Origin of the sequence: Limnobacter olei (assembly GCF_029087225.1) — a bacterium.
GTDB classification, from domain to species: Bacteria; Pseudomonadota; Gammaproteobacteria; order Burkholderiales; family Burkholderiaceae_B; genus Limnobacter; species Limnobacter olei.
Genome location: NZ_JARFJD010000002.1, coordinates 110,341 through 126,327, shown reverse-complemented (window position 1 = coordinate 126,327; position 15,987 = coordinate 110,341). Strand labels below are relative to the sequence as shown.

The 15,987-nt window shown below is 51.9% G+C and carries 16 protein-coding genes; 8 read left to right on the top strand and 8 right to left on the bottom strand.

The annotated features are described in order from the left end of the window. Positions 1-2 precede the first annotated feature (2 nt). Genes PY990_RS00695 through PY990_RS00670 form a run of 6 tightly spaced genes read right to left on the bottom strand, consistent with a single transcriptional unit; the run spans position 3 to position 4,693 of the window. On the bottom strand, positions 3-1,061 hold the full coding sequence (locus PY990_RS00695) for an NADH:ubiquinone reductase (Na(+)-transporting) subunit F (protein ID WP_275269970.1): 1,059 nt from the start codon (positions 1,059-1,061) through the stop codon (positions 3-5). 16 nt (positions 1,062-1,077) lie between these two features. After that, positions 1,078-1,440, bottom strand: coding sequence for a phenol hydroxylase subunit P4 (locus tag PY990_RS00690; RefSeq protein ID WP_275269969.1), 363 nt, complete (start codon positions 1,438-1,440; stop codon positions 1,078-1,080). A gap of 22 nt (positions 1,441-1,462) precedes the next feature. Next, positions 1,463-3,004 carry an aromatic/alkene/methane monooxygenase hydroxylase/oxygenase subunit alpha gene (locus PY990_RS00685; protein ID WP_275269968.1) on the bottom strand — a complete coding sequence of 514 codons (1,542 nt, stop codon included), beginning with the start codon at positions 3,002-3,004 and terminating at the stop codon, positions 1,463-1,465. A 45-nt stretch (positions 3,005-3,049) separates the two neighbouring features. Continuing rightward, positions 3,050-3,352: an MmoB/DmpM family protein gene (locus tag PY990_RS00680; protein WP_275269967.1), complete on the bottom strand. Its 303-nt coding sequence runs from the start codon at positions 3,350-3,352 to the stop codon at positions 3,050-3,052. Continuing rightward, positions 3,349-4,362 carry an aromatic/alkene monooxygenase hydroxylase subunit beta gene (locus PY990_RS00675; RefSeq protein WP_008250738.1) on the bottom strand — a complete coding sequence of 338 codons (1,014 nt, stop codon included), beginning with the start codon at positions 4,360-4,362 and terminating at the stop codon, positions 3,349-3,351. The genes PY990_RS00680 and PY990_RS00675 overlap by 4 nt, the downstream gene beginning before the upstream one ends. 34 nt (positions 4,363-4,396) lie before the next feature. Beyond that, positions 4,397-4,693: a phenol hydroxylase subunit gene (locus PY990_RS00670; RefSeq protein WP_275269966.1), complete on the bottom strand. Its 297-nt coding sequence runs from the start codon at positions 4,691-4,693 to the stop codon at positions 4,397-4,399. A gap of 458 nt (positions 4,694-5,151) precedes the next feature. On the opposite strand from PY990_RS00670, the gene PY990_RS00665 reads away from it, so the two are divergent. The 4 genes from PY990_RS00665 to PY990_RS00650 all read left to right on the top strand — a co-directional run bounded on the left by PY990_RS00665 (position 5,152) and on the right by PY990_RS00650 (position 10,510). Continuing rightward, positions 5,152-5,340 carry a hypothetical protein gene (locus PY990_RS00665; RefSeq protein WP_275269965.1) on the top strand — a complete coding sequence of 63 codons (189 nt, stop codon included), beginning with the start codon at positions 5,152-5,154 and terminating at the stop codon, positions 5,338-5,340. A 112-nt stretch (positions 5,341-5,452) separates the two neighbouring features. After that, positions 5,453-7,732, top strand: coding sequence for an amidohydrolase family protein (locus tag PY990_RS00660; protein WP_275269964.1), 2,280 nt, complete (start codon positions 5,453-5,455; stop codon positions 7,730-7,732). Between the two features lie 118 nt (positions 7,733-7,850). Continuing rightward, the gene (ovoA, locus tag PY990_RS00655) at positions 7,851-10,004 is read left to right on the top strand and encodes a 5-histidylcysteine sulfoxide synthase (protein WP_275269963.1); all 2,154 of its coding nucleotides are present in this window, start codon (positions 7,851-7,853) and stop codon (positions 10,002-10,004) included. Between the two features lie 77 nt (positions 10,005-10,081). Next, complete coding sequence (locus PY990_RS00650) at positions 10,082-10,510, top strand: NINE protein (protein WP_275269962.1); 429 nt, start codon at positions 10,082-10,084, stop codon at positions 10,508-10,510. A gap of 186 nt (positions 10,511-10,696) precedes the next feature. On the opposite strand, the gene PY990_RS00645 is transcribed toward PY990_RS00650, so the two are convergent. Next, a complete protein-coding gene (locus PY990_RS00645) occupies positions 10,697-11,134 on the bottom strand; it encodes an SOS response-associated peptidase (protein WP_275269961.1) in 438 nt (145 codons plus the stop codon). 127 nt (positions 11,135-11,261) lie between these two features. Here PY990_RS00645 and PY990_RS00640 point away from each other — a divergent pair, with 127 nt between their 5' ends. Beyond that, on the top strand, positions 11,262-11,735 hold the full coding sequence (locus PY990_RS00640; protein ID WP_275269960.1) for a nuclear transport factor 2 family protein: 474 nt from the start codon (positions 11,262-11,264) through the stop codon (positions 11,733-11,735). On the opposite strand, the gene PY990_RS00635 is transcribed toward PY990_RS00640, so the two are convergent. Further along, a complete protein-coding gene (locus PY990_RS00635; protein ID WP_275269959.1) occupies positions 11,716-13,140 on the bottom strand; it encodes an aminotransferase-like domain-containing protein in 1,425 nt (474 codons plus the stop codon). The genes PY990_RS00640 and PY990_RS00635 overlap by 20 nt on opposite strands. A gap of 281 nt (positions 13,141-13,421) precedes the next feature. Between PY990_RS00635 and PY990_RS00630 the strand changes: the two genes are divergently transcribed. The 3 genes from PY990_RS00630 (at position 13,422) to PY990_RS00620 (ending at position 15,987) form a co-directional block, all read left to right on the top strand. Beyond that, positions 13,422-13,904, top strand: a complete 483-nt coding sequence (locus PY990_RS00630) for an MSMEG_0572/Sll0783 family nitrogen starvation response protein (RefSeq protein ID WP_275269958.1) — start codon at positions 13,422-13,424, stop codon at positions 13,902-13,904. Between the two features lie 63 nt (positions 13,905-13,967). After that, the gene (locus PY990_RS00625) at positions 13,968-14,924 is read left to right on the top strand and encodes a Nit6803 family nitrilase (protein ID WP_275269957.1); all 957 of its coding nucleotides are present in this window, start codon (positions 13,968-13,970) and stop codon (positions 14,922-14,924) included. Further along, positions 14,911-15,987: an MSMEG_0568 family radical SAM protein gene (locus PY990_RS00620; protein WP_275269956.1), complete on the top strand. Its 1,077-nt coding sequence runs from the start codon at positions 14,911-14,913 to the stop codon at positions 15,985-15,987. The genes PY990_RS00625 and PY990_RS00620 overlap by 14 nt, the downstream gene beginning before the upstream one ends.

The window sequence follows — 15,987 nt, the reverse complement described above, 5'->3', positions numbered from 1 at the left end:
CGTTACACGTGTTTGAACAGCGGGCTTTTCTTTGCCAATCCCTCTGCATCGGCCGAGGTCAGGAACCGCTCGGTGTAAATGTCTCGTTCAAATAATTGCCCTTGCATCAGCGTGGCGATGCACGCTTCAATCATGGGCGGTGGTCCGCACATGTAAGCCTTGTGGCCCCGAAAATCATTGTTGAAGTGCGCCTTCAATGCCTCGTGAACAAAACCTTTCGCACCAGTCCAACTTGCGCTCACCTCTGTATCCGAGAGGGCAGGAATGTAGGTGAAGTTGGCGTGTTTGGCTGCAAGCTCCGTGAAGTAGTTGTGGTAGTAAAGCTCAGCCTCATTGCGTGCCCCTTGCACCAAAGTCATGGGCAATGTGCAACCCTCATTGAACAATTCTTCAATCATGGCTTTGGGGCTCGACAGACCTGAACCACCAGCCAGAAAGATCATGGGCAGGTTTGCCGATTTACGTGTGAAAAAGCGACCCAGCGGGGCGGTGAATTCCAATGTGTCACCCACCTTCAGTCTGTCATGCAGCCAGGTGGTGGCCGCACCGCCTGGTACTTTTCGAATGTGCAATTCAACCAGGTTTGTGCCTGGGGCATTGCCGATTGAAAACGCACGTTCGCCCTGCACGCCCGGTACTTTCAGCATGACGTACTGCCCGGCTTGAAAGTGAACTGGCTCATCGACTTCAAGCCAGATACCGCGAATGGTGGGGGTGAGCATGTCAGCTTTGACCACACGCCCGGAGAAATCCTGAAGTCCGATGAATTGCGCATCCGGATCTTCATCCACCTCAGCTTCAATCACAGTGTCGCATTCAACGGTTGCGCAGCACGCCAGAATCTTTCGTTCATCGCGTTCAAAGTCCATCAGCGCAAACGGTGAGGCTTCACCATGTTCGAATTCACCTTCTACCACTTGTACCTTGCAAGTGGCGCACAGGCCATGACCACAGGCGTGGGGTAGCCAAACACCCGCACGAAGGCAGGCGTCCAGCACGGTTTGCCCTTCCTCGATATCGATTGTTTGACCAATCGGTTCGATGGTGAGTTGATAGCTCATGGCAGGCTCCGTTGGTTCAGGTGCTGGAACCGGCAATGCCGGTCAGCCCTGGCGTGGTGAAGCGCAGCACTGACTTGTGGGTCAGACCGTTTTCATCCAGCGATTTTCCCAAGTCAGGGGTGAAGTTTTCACGCCCGTGTTTCCACTGAACGGTACTCCAATCAATTTTTGCAAAGTCCGGGTGACTTCCATACAGCGACGGCAGTACCTCATTCACCAATGCCCCGAAGGGCATGGCGGGTGGCAGTGGCAAGGCCATGGGTGCGCAAAACATTAGGTGGTGTTCCCAGTTCACGAACAACAAGCGGTTGCCGTGAAAGTTCTCTTCAAGATCGCGTACCACGCCGGTGTAGCCCGGCTGCAATGAAACGAGTGCCATGTTGTTCTCCTCCTAGTTGTTGTCAGGCCGCCGGTGCGTCTTTGTGATCACGCCCTGTCCATTGCTCCCAGTTCATTTGGTCCTGACTGCCCATGTATTCACCGTTGTCCTGGCCGGGCACCAGGTTGTAGTACTTCAGTACATTGTCCAGTCCTTCGCCGCCGCAGTTACCCTGGAAAATCTGGTGCACAGGCAGCCAGCTTTGAACGTACTTCTCGGGCTCGTTATCGAAAATGTCTTTACAACCATCCGAGCAGAAGTGGTACTTCATGCCGTGGTAGGTTGTTTCCCGCAGGCAGGTGGTTGTGGGGTCATCGGGTTCCGTGAAAATTGTCGGCACCTGGCACAACTGGCACAGCATCGGCAGGCCAGGGTTGCTCCAGCGCTTACCTTCTTTCTGCAGGGCATCCCAGTGCTCAAAACGTGGGCGATAGTGCTTGTCGAAAGTGTCGGGGTACTTCTCGCTCAACCACTTCAGTTCGCTTTCTTCGGGTACCCAAGTGTGAAATGCAGCGGCATGGCTGAAGTTGTAGAAAGTAGCCCATACTTCATGGCTCAAACGGCTTTTCTCTTTGCTGGCTACTTCGTGGTACTTGGGCATGCGAATACCGTAGCGGCTCAAGTCTTCGAAAAGGGCGCCACCGTTTTTCTCGAAATAGGTTTCCCATGCTTCCTGCCAGCTCATCACGCGTTTGGGCAGCATGTAGTCCATCATCATCGACACCAAGGCCAGCAGGCGATAACCGCGCCAGAACCACTTGTCGATCCACTTTTGAACGATGTCTTTGTTGCCTGGGTCTTGTTCCAGCATGAACTTGACCACTTCAAGACCAAGAGTCATGTGGCGGGATTCATCTGATTGGGCGGAAAAGCCGAAAGTAACCGTGGCCATGTCGCCGTTGTAGGCAGCACCGCTCATGAATGGCATAAACAACAGGTTGGTCAGTACATACTCGAAGGAAAACGAGATGGCTGTAATGAATTCAAACGGGCCTGCAGACTGCGCATCTTCAAAATAGCTTTTGGGCACGCTGAGATACCAGACACGGTCGTGCATGTGGCGGAAGTCGTGCAAGCCATTGAAGAACTTGTTGTAGTGGCTGATGGTGTGTACCTGCGTTTGTGCATGGCGCAATTCATCAATTGCCTGCATCTGCGATGCGATTCGTGCACTAACTCCACGGAAAGAACGACCCACGTGGGCGTAACCACGGTGCGCTGCATATTCCAGTGGTGATACACCTGTGAGGAATAACTTCAATGTGTTGATGTAGCGAGCATCCGTCACATTGAACTGACCGTTGTTCTGTGCAAAGGCGTCAATGATGGCGTAGAGTTTCTTCTCTTTCTCGCCCTGGAATTTCCAGTACGCATCCATGGTCAGGCGGAAGGGGTCTTCCCACTTGTCCCAGTCATGGATCTTGATGCCTTCGAACTGGTCGTAAGGGAATACATCGTCCATGGCCTGGTAGGTGGTGTCCCAGCCAAGTCCGCGGGTCATCATGCCGTATTTCTCTTTCAGGCCAAGTTTTTTATTGCCTGTGTTTTTGGGTACTGCGCTCATGTCTCTACTCCTTCAAGTTGAAAGTTTTCTGAAGCTTGGTGGTTGTTATGCCGCCTGGCCCCAGTACAGTTCAAATTCATCCTCGGTTTCATTGATGCTGCCCGACAGGGAAATCAGGTTCAGGTGAATTTCCTGAAGATCCCAGTCACGCCCCATCAGGTCCGATACGCTTTGGCGCTTGACCACCAAACGGCCGGGCGACTCGATCTTGACCATCGCCGGGAACTCCTCGACCGTGGCTTGCGGGTTGTCTTCCCGAATGGCGGCTACGATATTGCGCGTGTCGTCGTTGGTTACAAATGCAATGAACACCGGCGTTTTCGTGCGTTCGGGGGTAGGCATGTTCATGCTGGGGCTCCAGGTGTTTTCAAACCGATCTTCTTGGCGCGCACCAGTAGCTCTTCCTTGATCTGCATGAAAATGCTGGCGGCCTCTTCTGCAAACAATGCGGTCATCAAAGGCTGCAAGGCGCGTGTGGTTTCAGTCATCCAGATGTCGAACCAGCGGCTCAGTATTTCCTTGTTCTCTGGTGATTCATCCACTGCGGTTTTGATGGTGGAGTCCACCCAACGCTGGGTTTCCACAAACCATTCCTGCATGAAGTTGGTACACATAGAGAAGGTTTGGCCGGCCATTGGGTTGAGGCGGGTCTCAAGATGCTTGTAAAACATCGGATAGACCAAGCCGTCCATCACAAAATTCTGGGCCAGAAAGACTTCAAACCAGTCTTTGGTGACAAACAGGTTTTCCATGCTTCGGCGCAATTCTTGCCATTCAGGGGTGTGCAGCCAGTGTTGTTTACCCACTTCCAGCGAGTCGCCAGTGTTGCCATCGAGTAGCAAACCCAGGCGGCTGACGTATTGCGCCAGGCCCAAGCGGTCCATGGTGTTGTACATGGTGGCTTGTGTAATTGCAGCGCCGTAACCGAAGCTGGTGCAGAAGCAGTTGTTCATGTTTGCGCCCCACTCGTAGTGGCGAAGCGGCAGCACGGCGAAGATCAGATGTTCTTTGTCTTTTTCCGAGAGGTTGAAAAACACACCACGCTTTTCTGCAAACTCAAACTGCTTTTCGGCTGCATCTTGTTGCTTGGCACGATTCATGGTGTACACGCCGTAGTAATACTGGCGTGGATCTTTGAAGCTGTACCAATCGGCCATTTTGATGGCTGTTCGGGCAGTGTCGTACAGTTCGTACTGTGGGTCCCAAATAGGGCGGTAGTGGAAGTTGGTGTCCGACTGCATGTCGAATGTGGCTTCCTGATAGCGCGATGCAGGTTTGTCTGCGCCTAGCCTACGGGCCACATGTGAGAACGTGTTGCGCAGTTGTTTGATGTTCGACGTTTTGATGTCGACTTGCATGATGTCTTCTCCTTTCCTCTATTTATTTGGCTTTTTATTCGCTGACACCGGCCTGGCCGAATTGCCATTTCAGTCTTTCGTAATCCAGCCAGGCACATTGTTCGGCGGTTAGCTCAACGGCCTTGTGCTGTTTGCAGAACTCTTGAAACTGCTCAAACTGCATGACCAGTTCCACGCAAAGTTCTGGATCGCCAATCGAAAACTCGAATTCGACAAAGCGATTGTTCAAGGTGCCCGTCACACGCACATAGCGCGGAATGGATGCCTCCAGAATTCCGTTCATCTCTGGTGGCGGGGTGTCGCTTTTTGATGTTTTGACTTCTTTGATCATTTGGAACCCTCTTGCTTGATTTCCCTAGTAGAGGGGGCAAGGGGTGTGCCAGGTGCTCTAAGTAATTGAAATTATTGGGTAGTAAAAAAATAGAGGGGGAATTCTAAGAAATTTACAGGTGTTGAAAAGATCAATTGCTGCGGTGCAAGTTGATCAAATGATGAAGTTGGACATGCAAATATTTACGCCCGGGCCGTTTATGTCGAGTCTTTTTGAGAATCGAGGTTTATCTGAATTGATTAACCTTTTTGGGGTTAGCTTAGACGCGAAGCAACCAGACTAGATTGGCCATAAGATCAGCAAACTTGGTCCAAAAGGCTGATGCCTGGTCCTCGTTTAGCTGTAGTTCTAGGCCCCATACATCGCCCCAAAATACGAAGGACTTAGCGTGAGTGATCCGCTAGGTCCTTTTTCATTTATGATTTTGTTTCGTGTAGTTTGCAGTACAGGCAGTCATCATGACGAAGCGAAATTCGATGAAGCAGGTCGTAAGCCCGGATCAATTGTCAAACCTGGATGAGTTGATCGTTGACAAACGTTATGACAAGCGCGCGAAAGCCAAGAAAGCGCGACGAAATCGTCACTACGAAAAACAGTTTTTGCGCAACGCAGTTACCTCAGGAATTCTTTCTGAGGACCCAGCCTGAGCAATAAGTGGCACGGTCAGTGTCAACATCGTGAGTTTGTGTCAGCTAGTCGACATTGGCAAATTCACGCCTGTTCTACACTTTCCGAAATACTCAGAAAGTGGAGACAGAGATGGGACGAGCGGCCTCTTGTTTGGTATTGCTTGGTGTGCTTCTTTCCTTGGCAGGTTGCTTGGGGGGCGGTGACGCCTCATCCACTTCAAGTACACGAGTCCAACCAGGGCAAACTGACTCGAGGTTCGATCAATTCAACATTGCCAATCAATGCTTTTCAGTCGCCACCGCCGATGGACGCTTTCTGCAGGTCGGTTCTGGCAGTTATAGCCTTGGCAACACACCTTCGCCCTTTTTTTTCAAACCCAGTCGCCTGGGGCAATACTTGTTGTTGGACAGCAATGCAAGTTTTCTCGGACTTTCTAATTCAAACCCTTTTAATCAAGCGCAGCTAATCCAGTTTCTCCGAACCGGCACCGATTTTTTGTCTGGTCTTGGTGATCTCGCGGAAGTGATTGAGCCTTTGAAGCCGGTCAGTGATGGCGTGCGTCAGGCTGGAGAGTCTTTGGGTGAGGCCATCGATCAGCAAAGTGCAGTATCAAGCAACGATACAACACCCTTTGCACAGGCTGAGCCTGGATTCTTAACTGTGTGGGAAATCATTCCTGCGTCACGACAAAATTCATTTCGGTTCAGGCAACTGGTCACCCAACAATTTCTGGCTGTTCAAAGTGGGGGGCTTGCCTTGGTCAGTGGCGAGGCAGAGGCTGACTCGTTTGTGTTGCAACCCGCTTCGGGGTGTGCCGTGTTTCCTGAGGCCGAGTTGAATGCCACTGGTACGCCGTTCAAGGGTACCACTTCGAATGGGGAAGTGGTGGGTTGGGTGGACACGCACATTCACATTGGTGGCAGTGAGGCGTTGGGGGGCAAGCTGGCACATGGTCGCCCGTTTCACCCTTTTGGGATTACCAAGGCCTTGAACAGTTGTGAAGCTGACCATGGCCCGCAAGGCACCTTGGGTGTGTTGGACAACCTGTTGGCCACCGGCAGCCCTGTCAACCAACACGCCACGGACGGTTGGCCCACTTTCAGTTATTGGCCCAACCCCAGGTCTCAAACCCATCACCAAACTTATTACATGTGGATGAAGCGCGCGTGGATGGGTGGGCAGCGCATTATGGTGAATCACTTTGTGGCCAATGAGGTAATTTGCCAAGTGTGGCCTTTGAAAGAACATGATTGCGATGAAATGGAAAGCGTGAAATTGCAAAGGCAATTGCTGCTGGATCTGGAGGAATATGTTGACGCCCAGGAAGGTGGTCCTGGAAAGGGATGGTTCAGGATTGTTTACGACAGCGCCACGGCGCGTGACGTGATCGCTGACGGTAAGCTTGCTGTGGTGATGGGTATTGAAAACGAAAAACTGTTCAACTGCGGCGAATTCATGGGCATGCCCGAGTGCACAGAGCAGCAGATTCTGGAGCGATTGGATGAGTTTTATGCGTTGGGTATTCGCAGCGTATTTCCTCTTCATATATTCGACAATGCGTTTGGTGGTACTGAAATTAGCCGCTTCACCAAGGATGCTGCGTTGATGCAGGTCTTCAATGCCGGCAATATTTGGGAAACTGGTCACCCATTTGCAAGCACCACCTGTGAAGACATAGACAGTGCTGAACCTTCGACAGTGGACAGCAAGGACTACGGTTTGTTTGAGTTGGCTTTGCTGCAATTGACCAATACCCCGCCCACTCCTGAAGATGTGCCGGGACGGGAGTGCCAGCGCAATGCGCGTGGTTTGACAAAACTGGGCGATTTTCTAATTGATGCCTTGGCAACAAAAGGCGTGATTGTTGAGACAGACCACATGGGCGCTCTGTCGCGCAAACGGGTATTGGCCATGATGAAGGAACGTGGCCTGCCGGTGGTGTCCGGACACTCGGGCACCATCAGCGCCGCGCGTGATAGCCAGCGCATCGTCGATTCAGGCGGACTTATTTCCAATTTGCCCGACAAACCTTCTCCCACGGCAGTGGACTACATTCAAAAATTGAGTGCTTTGTATCCAGCTGGCAAAGCACCTGCGAGCGGGTTTGGTTCAGATATCAATGGCATTCACCAGCAGGCAGATCCCCGTGCTGACGCAGCTGAAAAGCCCTTGGTGTATCCCTTCAAATCACCGATGGGTGATGTGGTGTTTGAGCGCCAGAGAACCGGCCAACGCGTGTATGACCTGAACACCGATGGTGTGGCCCACTATGGCTTGTACCCGGATTACATCGCGGACATGATGATGCAACCCGGCGGTAAACCTGCTGTGGCCACTTTGTTCCGGTCGGCTGAAGCGTATTTGCAGTTGTGGGAAAAGGTAGAAAAATTCAGCCGTAACCGTGACTAGTTTGGACTATGCTGCAACGGTGTAACTTTTGATCGTTGCTGGCGAACTCTGTTCTGAGCCGCAAGCCAAAACTTCGGTTTCACGAATCCAAACTTTAAAACTTCGCAGGTTTGCGCCAATGAATTCTCGACTTCAACACATGCCCGCCCAAAGCGAGCACTTTCTTCGCACACCCTGTTTGGCGGGTAGCGACATTGAATCCAAGCGCGGCGAGTTGTTGCAATACTTTCATGCGAGTTTTGATCGCTATGAGTCGCTTTTTGAATTGTTGAGCTGTGATGAGGCTTATTACAAAAAGCCGATCAGCTTGCGCCACCCACTGATTTTTTATTTTGGCCACACGGCCACTTTTTTTATTAATAAATTTTTGTTGGTGGGGCTGATCGATCAACGAATTGATCCGCGCCTGGAATCCATGTTCGCAGTAGGTGTGGATGAAATGAGTTGGGACGATCTGGACGATGCCCGCTATGAATGGCCCACTGTTGAGGAGGTGAGGGCCTACCGCAACAAAGCTAGGGAGGTGATTGACCAGGTGATTCGCCACACGCCGTTTACCCTGCCGATCGGCTGGAATGATCCATTTTGGGCGGTGGTAATGGGGATTGAGCATGAACACATTCACTTGGAAACCTCGTCGGTGCTGATGCGGCAACACGCCTTGCACTATGTGAAGCCACACCCTGCCTGGCAGCCATGTCAAAAAACCGGCGATGCACCGAGAAATGAACTGGTTGATATTCCCCCAGGCCGCGTGGTGTTGGGGCGTGCGTTGAGTGAGCCGATTTACGGCTGGGACAATGAATATGGCCGTCACCAAGCCGATGTGCCAGCGTTTCAAACTACTCAATATTTGGTCAGCAACAGTGAGTTTTTGGAATTTGTGAATGCGGGTGGTTACGCCAATTCACGCTATTGGGATGAAGAAGGCGCGAGTTGGAACGAGTTTGCCAAGGCCATGCACCCCACTTTCTGGGTGCGTGATACCGATGCGCAAGAATCTTGGAAACTTAGACTGCTTACCGAAGAAGTGCCCATGCCCTGGGACTGGCCTGTGGAAACGAACTACCACGAGTCGCGGGCGTTTTGCCGTTGGAAAGCTGAGCAAACAGGCCAGTCAGTGCGTTTGCCAACCGAGGATGAGTGGAACCGCATTTATGACCATGCACAGCTTGCAGATGTATCACCCCACGCGCGGGCCAACGCCAATTTGCACTTGGACTATTGGGCATCAAGCTGCCCGGTAAACCAATTTGCGCATGGAGACTTGTTCGATGTGGTGGGCAATGTGTGGCAGTGGTGTGAAACCCCCACTTATCCTTTTGACGGTTTCGATGTGCACCCGATTTACGATGATTTCACAAGCCCCACGTTTGACAATCGCCACAACATCATCAAGGGCGGCAGCTGGATTTCATGCGGCAATGAAAGTCGTCACGCTTCACGCTATGCCTTTCGGAAACACTTTTTCCAACACGCCGGTTTTCGTTATGTGGTGACCGACACCCCGGCCACCAACCCTTTGTCGACTTATGAAAGTGACGCGCTGGTTTCGCAGTACGCTGAATTCCATTACGGCGAAGCTTCGTTGGGGGTGCCCAATTTCGCAAAAACCATGGCTGACTTGGCGATTACGGCTCATCAGCAGTATGGCAACGGCGCCTTCGGCAAGGCGCTTGACCTGGGTTGCGCCACTGGCCGCTCAAGCTTTGAGTTGGCCCGCGTGTTTGACAAGGTACTTGGAATTGATTTCTCGACCCTGTTGATTCAGGTCGGCATTCGGCTTAAGGAGACAGGCACCATCCGTTACACCTTGCCAGACGAAGGCGAATTGCTGAGCTATTACGAGCGCAGGCTTGACACTCTTGACCTAGCTGACACCGCTGGGCGAGTGGAGTTTTGGCAAGGTGACGCTTGCAATTTGAAGGATATTTATACCGGCTTTGACCTCATATTGGCGGCCAATTTGATCGACAGGCTGTATGCGCCTCGCCGATTTCTGACTGAGGTGGCGAGTCGGGTAAATCCCGGCGGTCTGTTGGTATTGGCTTCGCCTTACACCTGGTTGGAGGAATACACCAAACGCGAGGAGTGGATTGGAGGCTTTAAGAAAGACGGTGAGTCTTACAGCACACTGGATGGCTTGAAGGAAATTTTGAACGGTGATTTCACGTTGGTAGACACACCGAGGGCCGTGCCATTTGTGATTCGAGAAACCCGCCGTAAGCACCAATACACACTGAGTGAGGTGACGGTTTGGAGGCGGGTGTAGTTGTTCAGTTCAGTGGTGCCTGTGAGAATGGACCACGGAAGAATTGATTCTTTGTGTTATGTTTTGATGGTTGAAACATGATCTCGCGTTCTACACATATGAAGAACAACAACAGCCACAGCATTGTCATCGGATACATTCTCTGGATTTTTGGTTTCATGGGCGCACACCGTTTTTATTACGGGCGGCCCATCTCCGGCATCATCTGGTTTTTCACACTTGGACTTTTTTTGATTGGCTGGATCGTAGACCTGTTCTTGATACCCAGCATCGACAAAAGCGCAGATCGACGCTTTTTGACTGGTCCAATCAACTACAACATTGCCTGGGTTTTGTTGACTTTCTTGGGTGTGTTCGGCATTCATCGGTTTTACCAACGCAAGTGGATTACCGGTCTGATCTACCTACTCACCGTAGGCCTGTTCGGCATCGGTGTTATTTACGATTGGTGTACGCTGAATGACCAAATCGATGAACTTCATCGAGATGGTGCATTGAGCCAATAGGGTTTATTTCACGGTGCCGAAACTTCGTCGGCGGTGGCGTTCAGATGCATTGAATATTCGAAGCGAAGCGGGGCGGTGTCGAATAACGATTCGTCAGTGACCTTGTCGAGGTCGAACCAAATGGTCATGTTGTGTCTCCGAGTTTTGTTTTATGATTCTGCTGAAAGCCGATTTGCTGAGGTGTCATCACGGTTTGATGGTCTTGATCAGGTCTTCAGAATCAACCCTGTTTTTTCCGATGTCGCTGGGGTAGATGTAGTAGGGCTGTTTGCGAGCTTGGCTGCCTTCTTCTGCGGCTTGCCATTCGTAATAGCCAGTGGAAGGGATCAGGCAACGGTATTTTTTAAAGCCGGTGCGAAATGACGGCTTTTCATACACGGTTTCACCGCGTGCATTGTTGAGTTTCGCGCTGATGGTTTTGTCTGCAGTCCAGTGGGGAATGAGTCCCCAAGTGTGAAGCAAAATGACCCGTTCGCCTTCGCGGTTGATCCGCACCACAGGTACTTGTGTGGTTGGGGCGATGTTATAACTATTTTGAAAAATGGATTCATCGGCTGTGTAACGTGCGTTGAAATATTCGGTCAAACGGGAAACTGGGCCTTCCAGAACATAGCGTCCGCACATAAATTTTTGCTCCTTGATGGTTGCGACGGCCAGTTGAGGTATATTGAAACGAATAAAAAGATACCAATTAAAACCATTCAATTATTGCCTGCACATCTCCGCCAATCAACTTTATATGGAGCAGGAAATGAGCGCAGACACCAGACCACCCTTACCCCCATTCGATCTTGAATCGGCAGCCAAAAAGGCCCGCGCTGCGGAGAATGCCTGGAACACCAGAGACCCTGTGGCAGTTTCCATGGCCTACACAGAGGATTCCAAATGGCGCAATCGCAGTGAAATATTTCAGGGCAGGGCGGCCATTGTTGATTTCCTGGCCCGAAAATGGGCGCATGAAAATGGATACAGATTAATCAAGGAAGTGTGGGCGTGTTCGGGCAATCGCATTGCGGTGAGATTCGCCTATGAATGGCATGACGCCGACGGGAAGTGGTTTCGAAGTTACGGAAATGAAAACTGGGAATTCGATTCAAGGGGTTTGATGCAGGCGCGCCACGCGAGTATCAACGACATTCCGATCAACGAATCGGATCGTTTGTTTCACTGGCCGCAAGGCCCGCGACCAGCCGACCATCCAGGGCTTAGTGACCTCGGGCTGTGAATTCATTGGTGTTCTGGGCGCTCGATGACGGATGACTGTTGAGCGTTTCAGCGACGATTCTCAACGTGTGTTCCAGACGCTCGTCACTTAAATTGCCACCCAAGGAAAGCCGCACCGCGTTGGGTGTGGCACCTTCCAGGCAAAACATGTCCGCGCTGGCAATCGCGATGCCGCGGTTCAGCAGGCGCCCACAAAACGCAGATTGATTCCACATCGAAGGCAGATTCAGCCACAGGTGAAAGCCCTCGGGGTTGGACTCGATTTTGAAGTCCCCCAATATACGTTTTGCAATCATTTGTCTTCGCTGACTCATGTGGCGAATGCTGTCCAGACACATTTGTGCTGTGCCATCGAGAATCCATTGTGTAGCAAGTGCTGAACACATTGGGCTAGCCATGATTTGTGTGGCGCGCAGTGAGGAGGCAATGCGTTTGGATTCGAGTTCGGTTGGGCACACCAGAAATGCAATCCGAAGGCCAGCACTGCAGGTTTTGGACAATCCGTTGACGTAGTACGTCAATTCTGGCGCAAGGCTGGCCAGGGATGTCGGCGGGTTGCGCATCAGTTTGCTGTAGGGGTCGTCTTCAATGATTTTTAGACCAAATCGTCGGGCAACCTCAACCAGTTCACGTCTGCGGGGTTCGCTGATTGTACGCGTGGTCGGGTTTTGAATTGTCGGGTTCAAATACAGCGCCCGAACTTTGTTGATTCTGCAGTGTGCCTCAAGGGCATCTGGAAGAATACCTTGGGCGTCGCCGGGGATACCCAATGTGCGCATGCCCAGCAAGCCTGCCATGGCCTTCACGCCAGGGTAGGTGATGGCTTCTGCACACAGTGTATTGCCTGCACCGACCAAGCCATTCATCAGGCCAGCCAGTGTGGCCTGAATGCCTGGTGTCACCAGAACCGTGCGCCCCTTGTGATGTGGGCTGACACCGTTTAACCAGACAGCAGCAGCCTGTTGATCGTCTTCAGTTCCCCCGAAATCCTGATACCGGGTTAGCCGATGAAAGTTTCCTTGCTCTGTCACATGCCGTGCACCGTGGCGCATGCGCGCAAGTAATTCGGGCTCTTGTGGTTCAGGAGCCATGTTCATGGTCATCTCGATCAGCGTGGGTTCTGCTTCAAGCTGGTTTAAGTTTCTTATCCGGACGTAGCTGCCTACGCCTGCCTTGGACGTGATCAGGCCGCGGTGCTGCGCTTCCTGATAGGCACGTGCAACCGTGGTGTAGTCCAGATTCAAGCCTTTGGCCAGTTCACGAATGGGTGGAAGCCGGTCGTCAAGCTTCAGCACGCCCCGTTGTATTTCGAGTTCAATCGCTTCGGCAATAGCCAGATAGGCAGGCTTGTTGCAACTGGAAAGCACCTTGTTCCAGTCTTCCAAAAGAGTTGATCTGCTTCGCATGTTCACTCGCTGTGCCTGTCGGTTTCAAAGGGGTGCAAGCAACTTGCGCGCCCGGTGCATTGCACTTTTCAGGTGCGATGTTTCTGACTTGTGCGGTCATGTCAGCTGTCAGGTTTGAGTATGAAACTGGCTGGAGAGTCGCATGAAATGGATTTGATTGCACATTGATTGGATTTGGAGAGCTTGAATTGGTACAGGCATTGCGACTCTGTGAGCGTGCGCCGGCACAGTGCAATTCACTTTCACGGTGCCCATTTGTTGATGACTCTGGAGATCATGAAATGCCTAAAGTAAATCACCCCGCTCATGTTGATGGCGATTATTTTGTCGATTATGAAGAAAAAGTATTTGAGGATGTGAAGGCCGAGCCAGGTCAAAAAGCGCTGGTGACTTTTCACACAGTGGCGTTTGAAGGTTCGATTGGTTTTGTGAATCTGTTGCAGGCTACACGATTGCAGCGCAAGGGTTTCGATACATCGGTTTTGCTGTATGGCCCCGGCGTCACTTTGGGTGTGCAGCGTGGATTCCCCACCTTGGGCAATGAGGCGTTTCCTGGTCATTTGAATTTCAACAATCAAATCAAGAAATTCATGGGTGAAGGCGGCAAAGTGTATGCGTGCCGTTTCGCGTTGCAGGCGCTGTATGGCCATGGAGAGCCTTCGCTGATTGAGGGAATACGACCCATCAATCCCCTGGATGTGATGGACCTGGTGCTGATTCACAAACGTGACAGTGCCGTGATTATTGACACCTGGACATTGTAAACGCGCAGTGGGGTCGCCCACCGGCGCCCCCACTTGATGGCAGTCGAAGTGGAGTATACGTGCATGACCCAGCCCAGAATAATTCGCGCAGCAGCGGCGCAGATCGCACCTGATCTTCAGGACCCTGCCCAAACCATCCAAAGGGTTTGTCAAACCATGGAGGAGGCAGCAGCCAAAGGCGTACAAATTATCGTGTTCCCGGAAACCTTTGTGCCTTACTACCCCTACTTTTCTTTTGTGTCGCCGCCTGTTCAGCAAGGCAAGGATCATCTGCGGCTTTACGACTATGCGGTGACGGTGCCCGGTGCAGAGACTGAGGCGATATCGGCTTTGGCTGCCCAGTACAACATGGTGGTTGTTTTGGGTGTGAATGAGCGGGACCATGGCTCGCTGTACAACGCGCAAATTATTTTTGACGGCAATGGCGAAATACGCTTGAAGCGCCGAAAAATTACACCAACCTACCACGAGCGAATGGTGTGGGGGCAGGGCGATGCATCGGGTTTGAAAGTGGTGAAGACGAGTGCAGGGCGTGTGGGTGCGCTGGCCTGTTGGGAGCACTACAACCCTTTGGCCAGGTATTGTTTGATGGCCCAGCACGAGGAAATTCACTGCGCCCAGTTTCCTGGTTCTTTGGTGGGGCAGGTATTCGCCGATCAAATGGAGGTGACGATTCGCCACCACGCGCTGGAGTCGGGCTGCTTTGTGATCAACAGCACTGCCTGGCTTTCCGAAGAACAGGTTCAAAGTATTTCGCAAGACAACACTTTGCAAAAAGGTCTGCGCGGTGGTTGCTTCACCGCGATTGTAAGCCCTGAAGGCAAGTTGCTGGGCGAGCCTCTAACCGAGGGTGAAGGATTGGTCGTGGCAGATCTTGACATGGCACTGATCACGAAGCGCAAGCGGATGATGGATTCAGTTGGTCACTATGCGCGGCCCGAGTTGTTGAGCTTGTTGGTTAGGGATGAGGCTTCAAGTCCCATGAGAAGAATTTCGGGAGTGCAGCATGCTGAGTACTGATCTTCAAACCTATGGCTTGAGGCTGGAGGACCCGTCTGTGGGGGTTCAAAGCCGGCGTGGTGGTGCTGGTCCTTCCGATCACAAAGCGGTTGTGGTGGATGGGCAAACCGTGATGATTCCTGTTCACACGCATACGGCATGGGACTCTCCTTTCATGGCCAGCAAGCCCGATGCCAACGGGAAAAGCGAACTTCGCAAAAACGGAATTCCAATTGCTGTGATTGATTTTCCAAAGCAACCGAAGTTCTATGGCCTGAAAACCGCAGAGGGCATTCCTTACGAGCAAATTGCCACACTGCACAGCAGTGATGTGTTGGCCACCACCGTGCTGCAAACCTGCATTCGCTATCAAAGCAGAAATAAAACATGCAAGTTTTGCTCGATTGGCCAATCCTTGGCGGCAGGCCGAACCATTGAGCGAAAAACCCCACCGCAACTGGCTGAAGTGGCGAAGGCTGCTGTCGAGCTGGACGGTGTGAAGCAAATGGTAATGACCACTGGCACACCAGCTACACCTGACCGGGGCGCAGCAATCATGGTTGAAAGTGTATTGGCGGTGAAAGCTGCGGTGGATTTGCCGATTCAAGTACAAATTGAACCACCAGACCGCTTTGAATGGTTTGACGAATTGAAGCGAAGCGGTGCCGACACTTTGGGCATGCACCTAGAAGTGATTTCAGATGCAGCGCGGCAAGCAATGATGCCAGGCAAGGCCACAGTGCCGGTGAGTTACTACATGCAGGCATTTGATGCAGCGGTAAAGGTGTTTGGTCGCGGGCAGGTGAGCACTTACATTATCGCTGGGCTGGGCGATTCACAGGTTGAAATTATCGACATGTGTCGCGAACTGATATTGCGCGGGGTTTATCCCTTTGTGGTTCCGTTTGTGCCAATTGGTGGCACTCCTTTGGAAAGCCACCCGGTTCCGAGTTCCCAATTCATGCGGGAGGTGCTTCAACCCGTTGGCCAGATGTTGCGGGAAGCCGACCTTTTGTCCAAAGACATGAAAGCCGGCTGCGGAAAATGTGGTGCGTGTTCAACGCTGAAAACTTTTGAAGCCTGA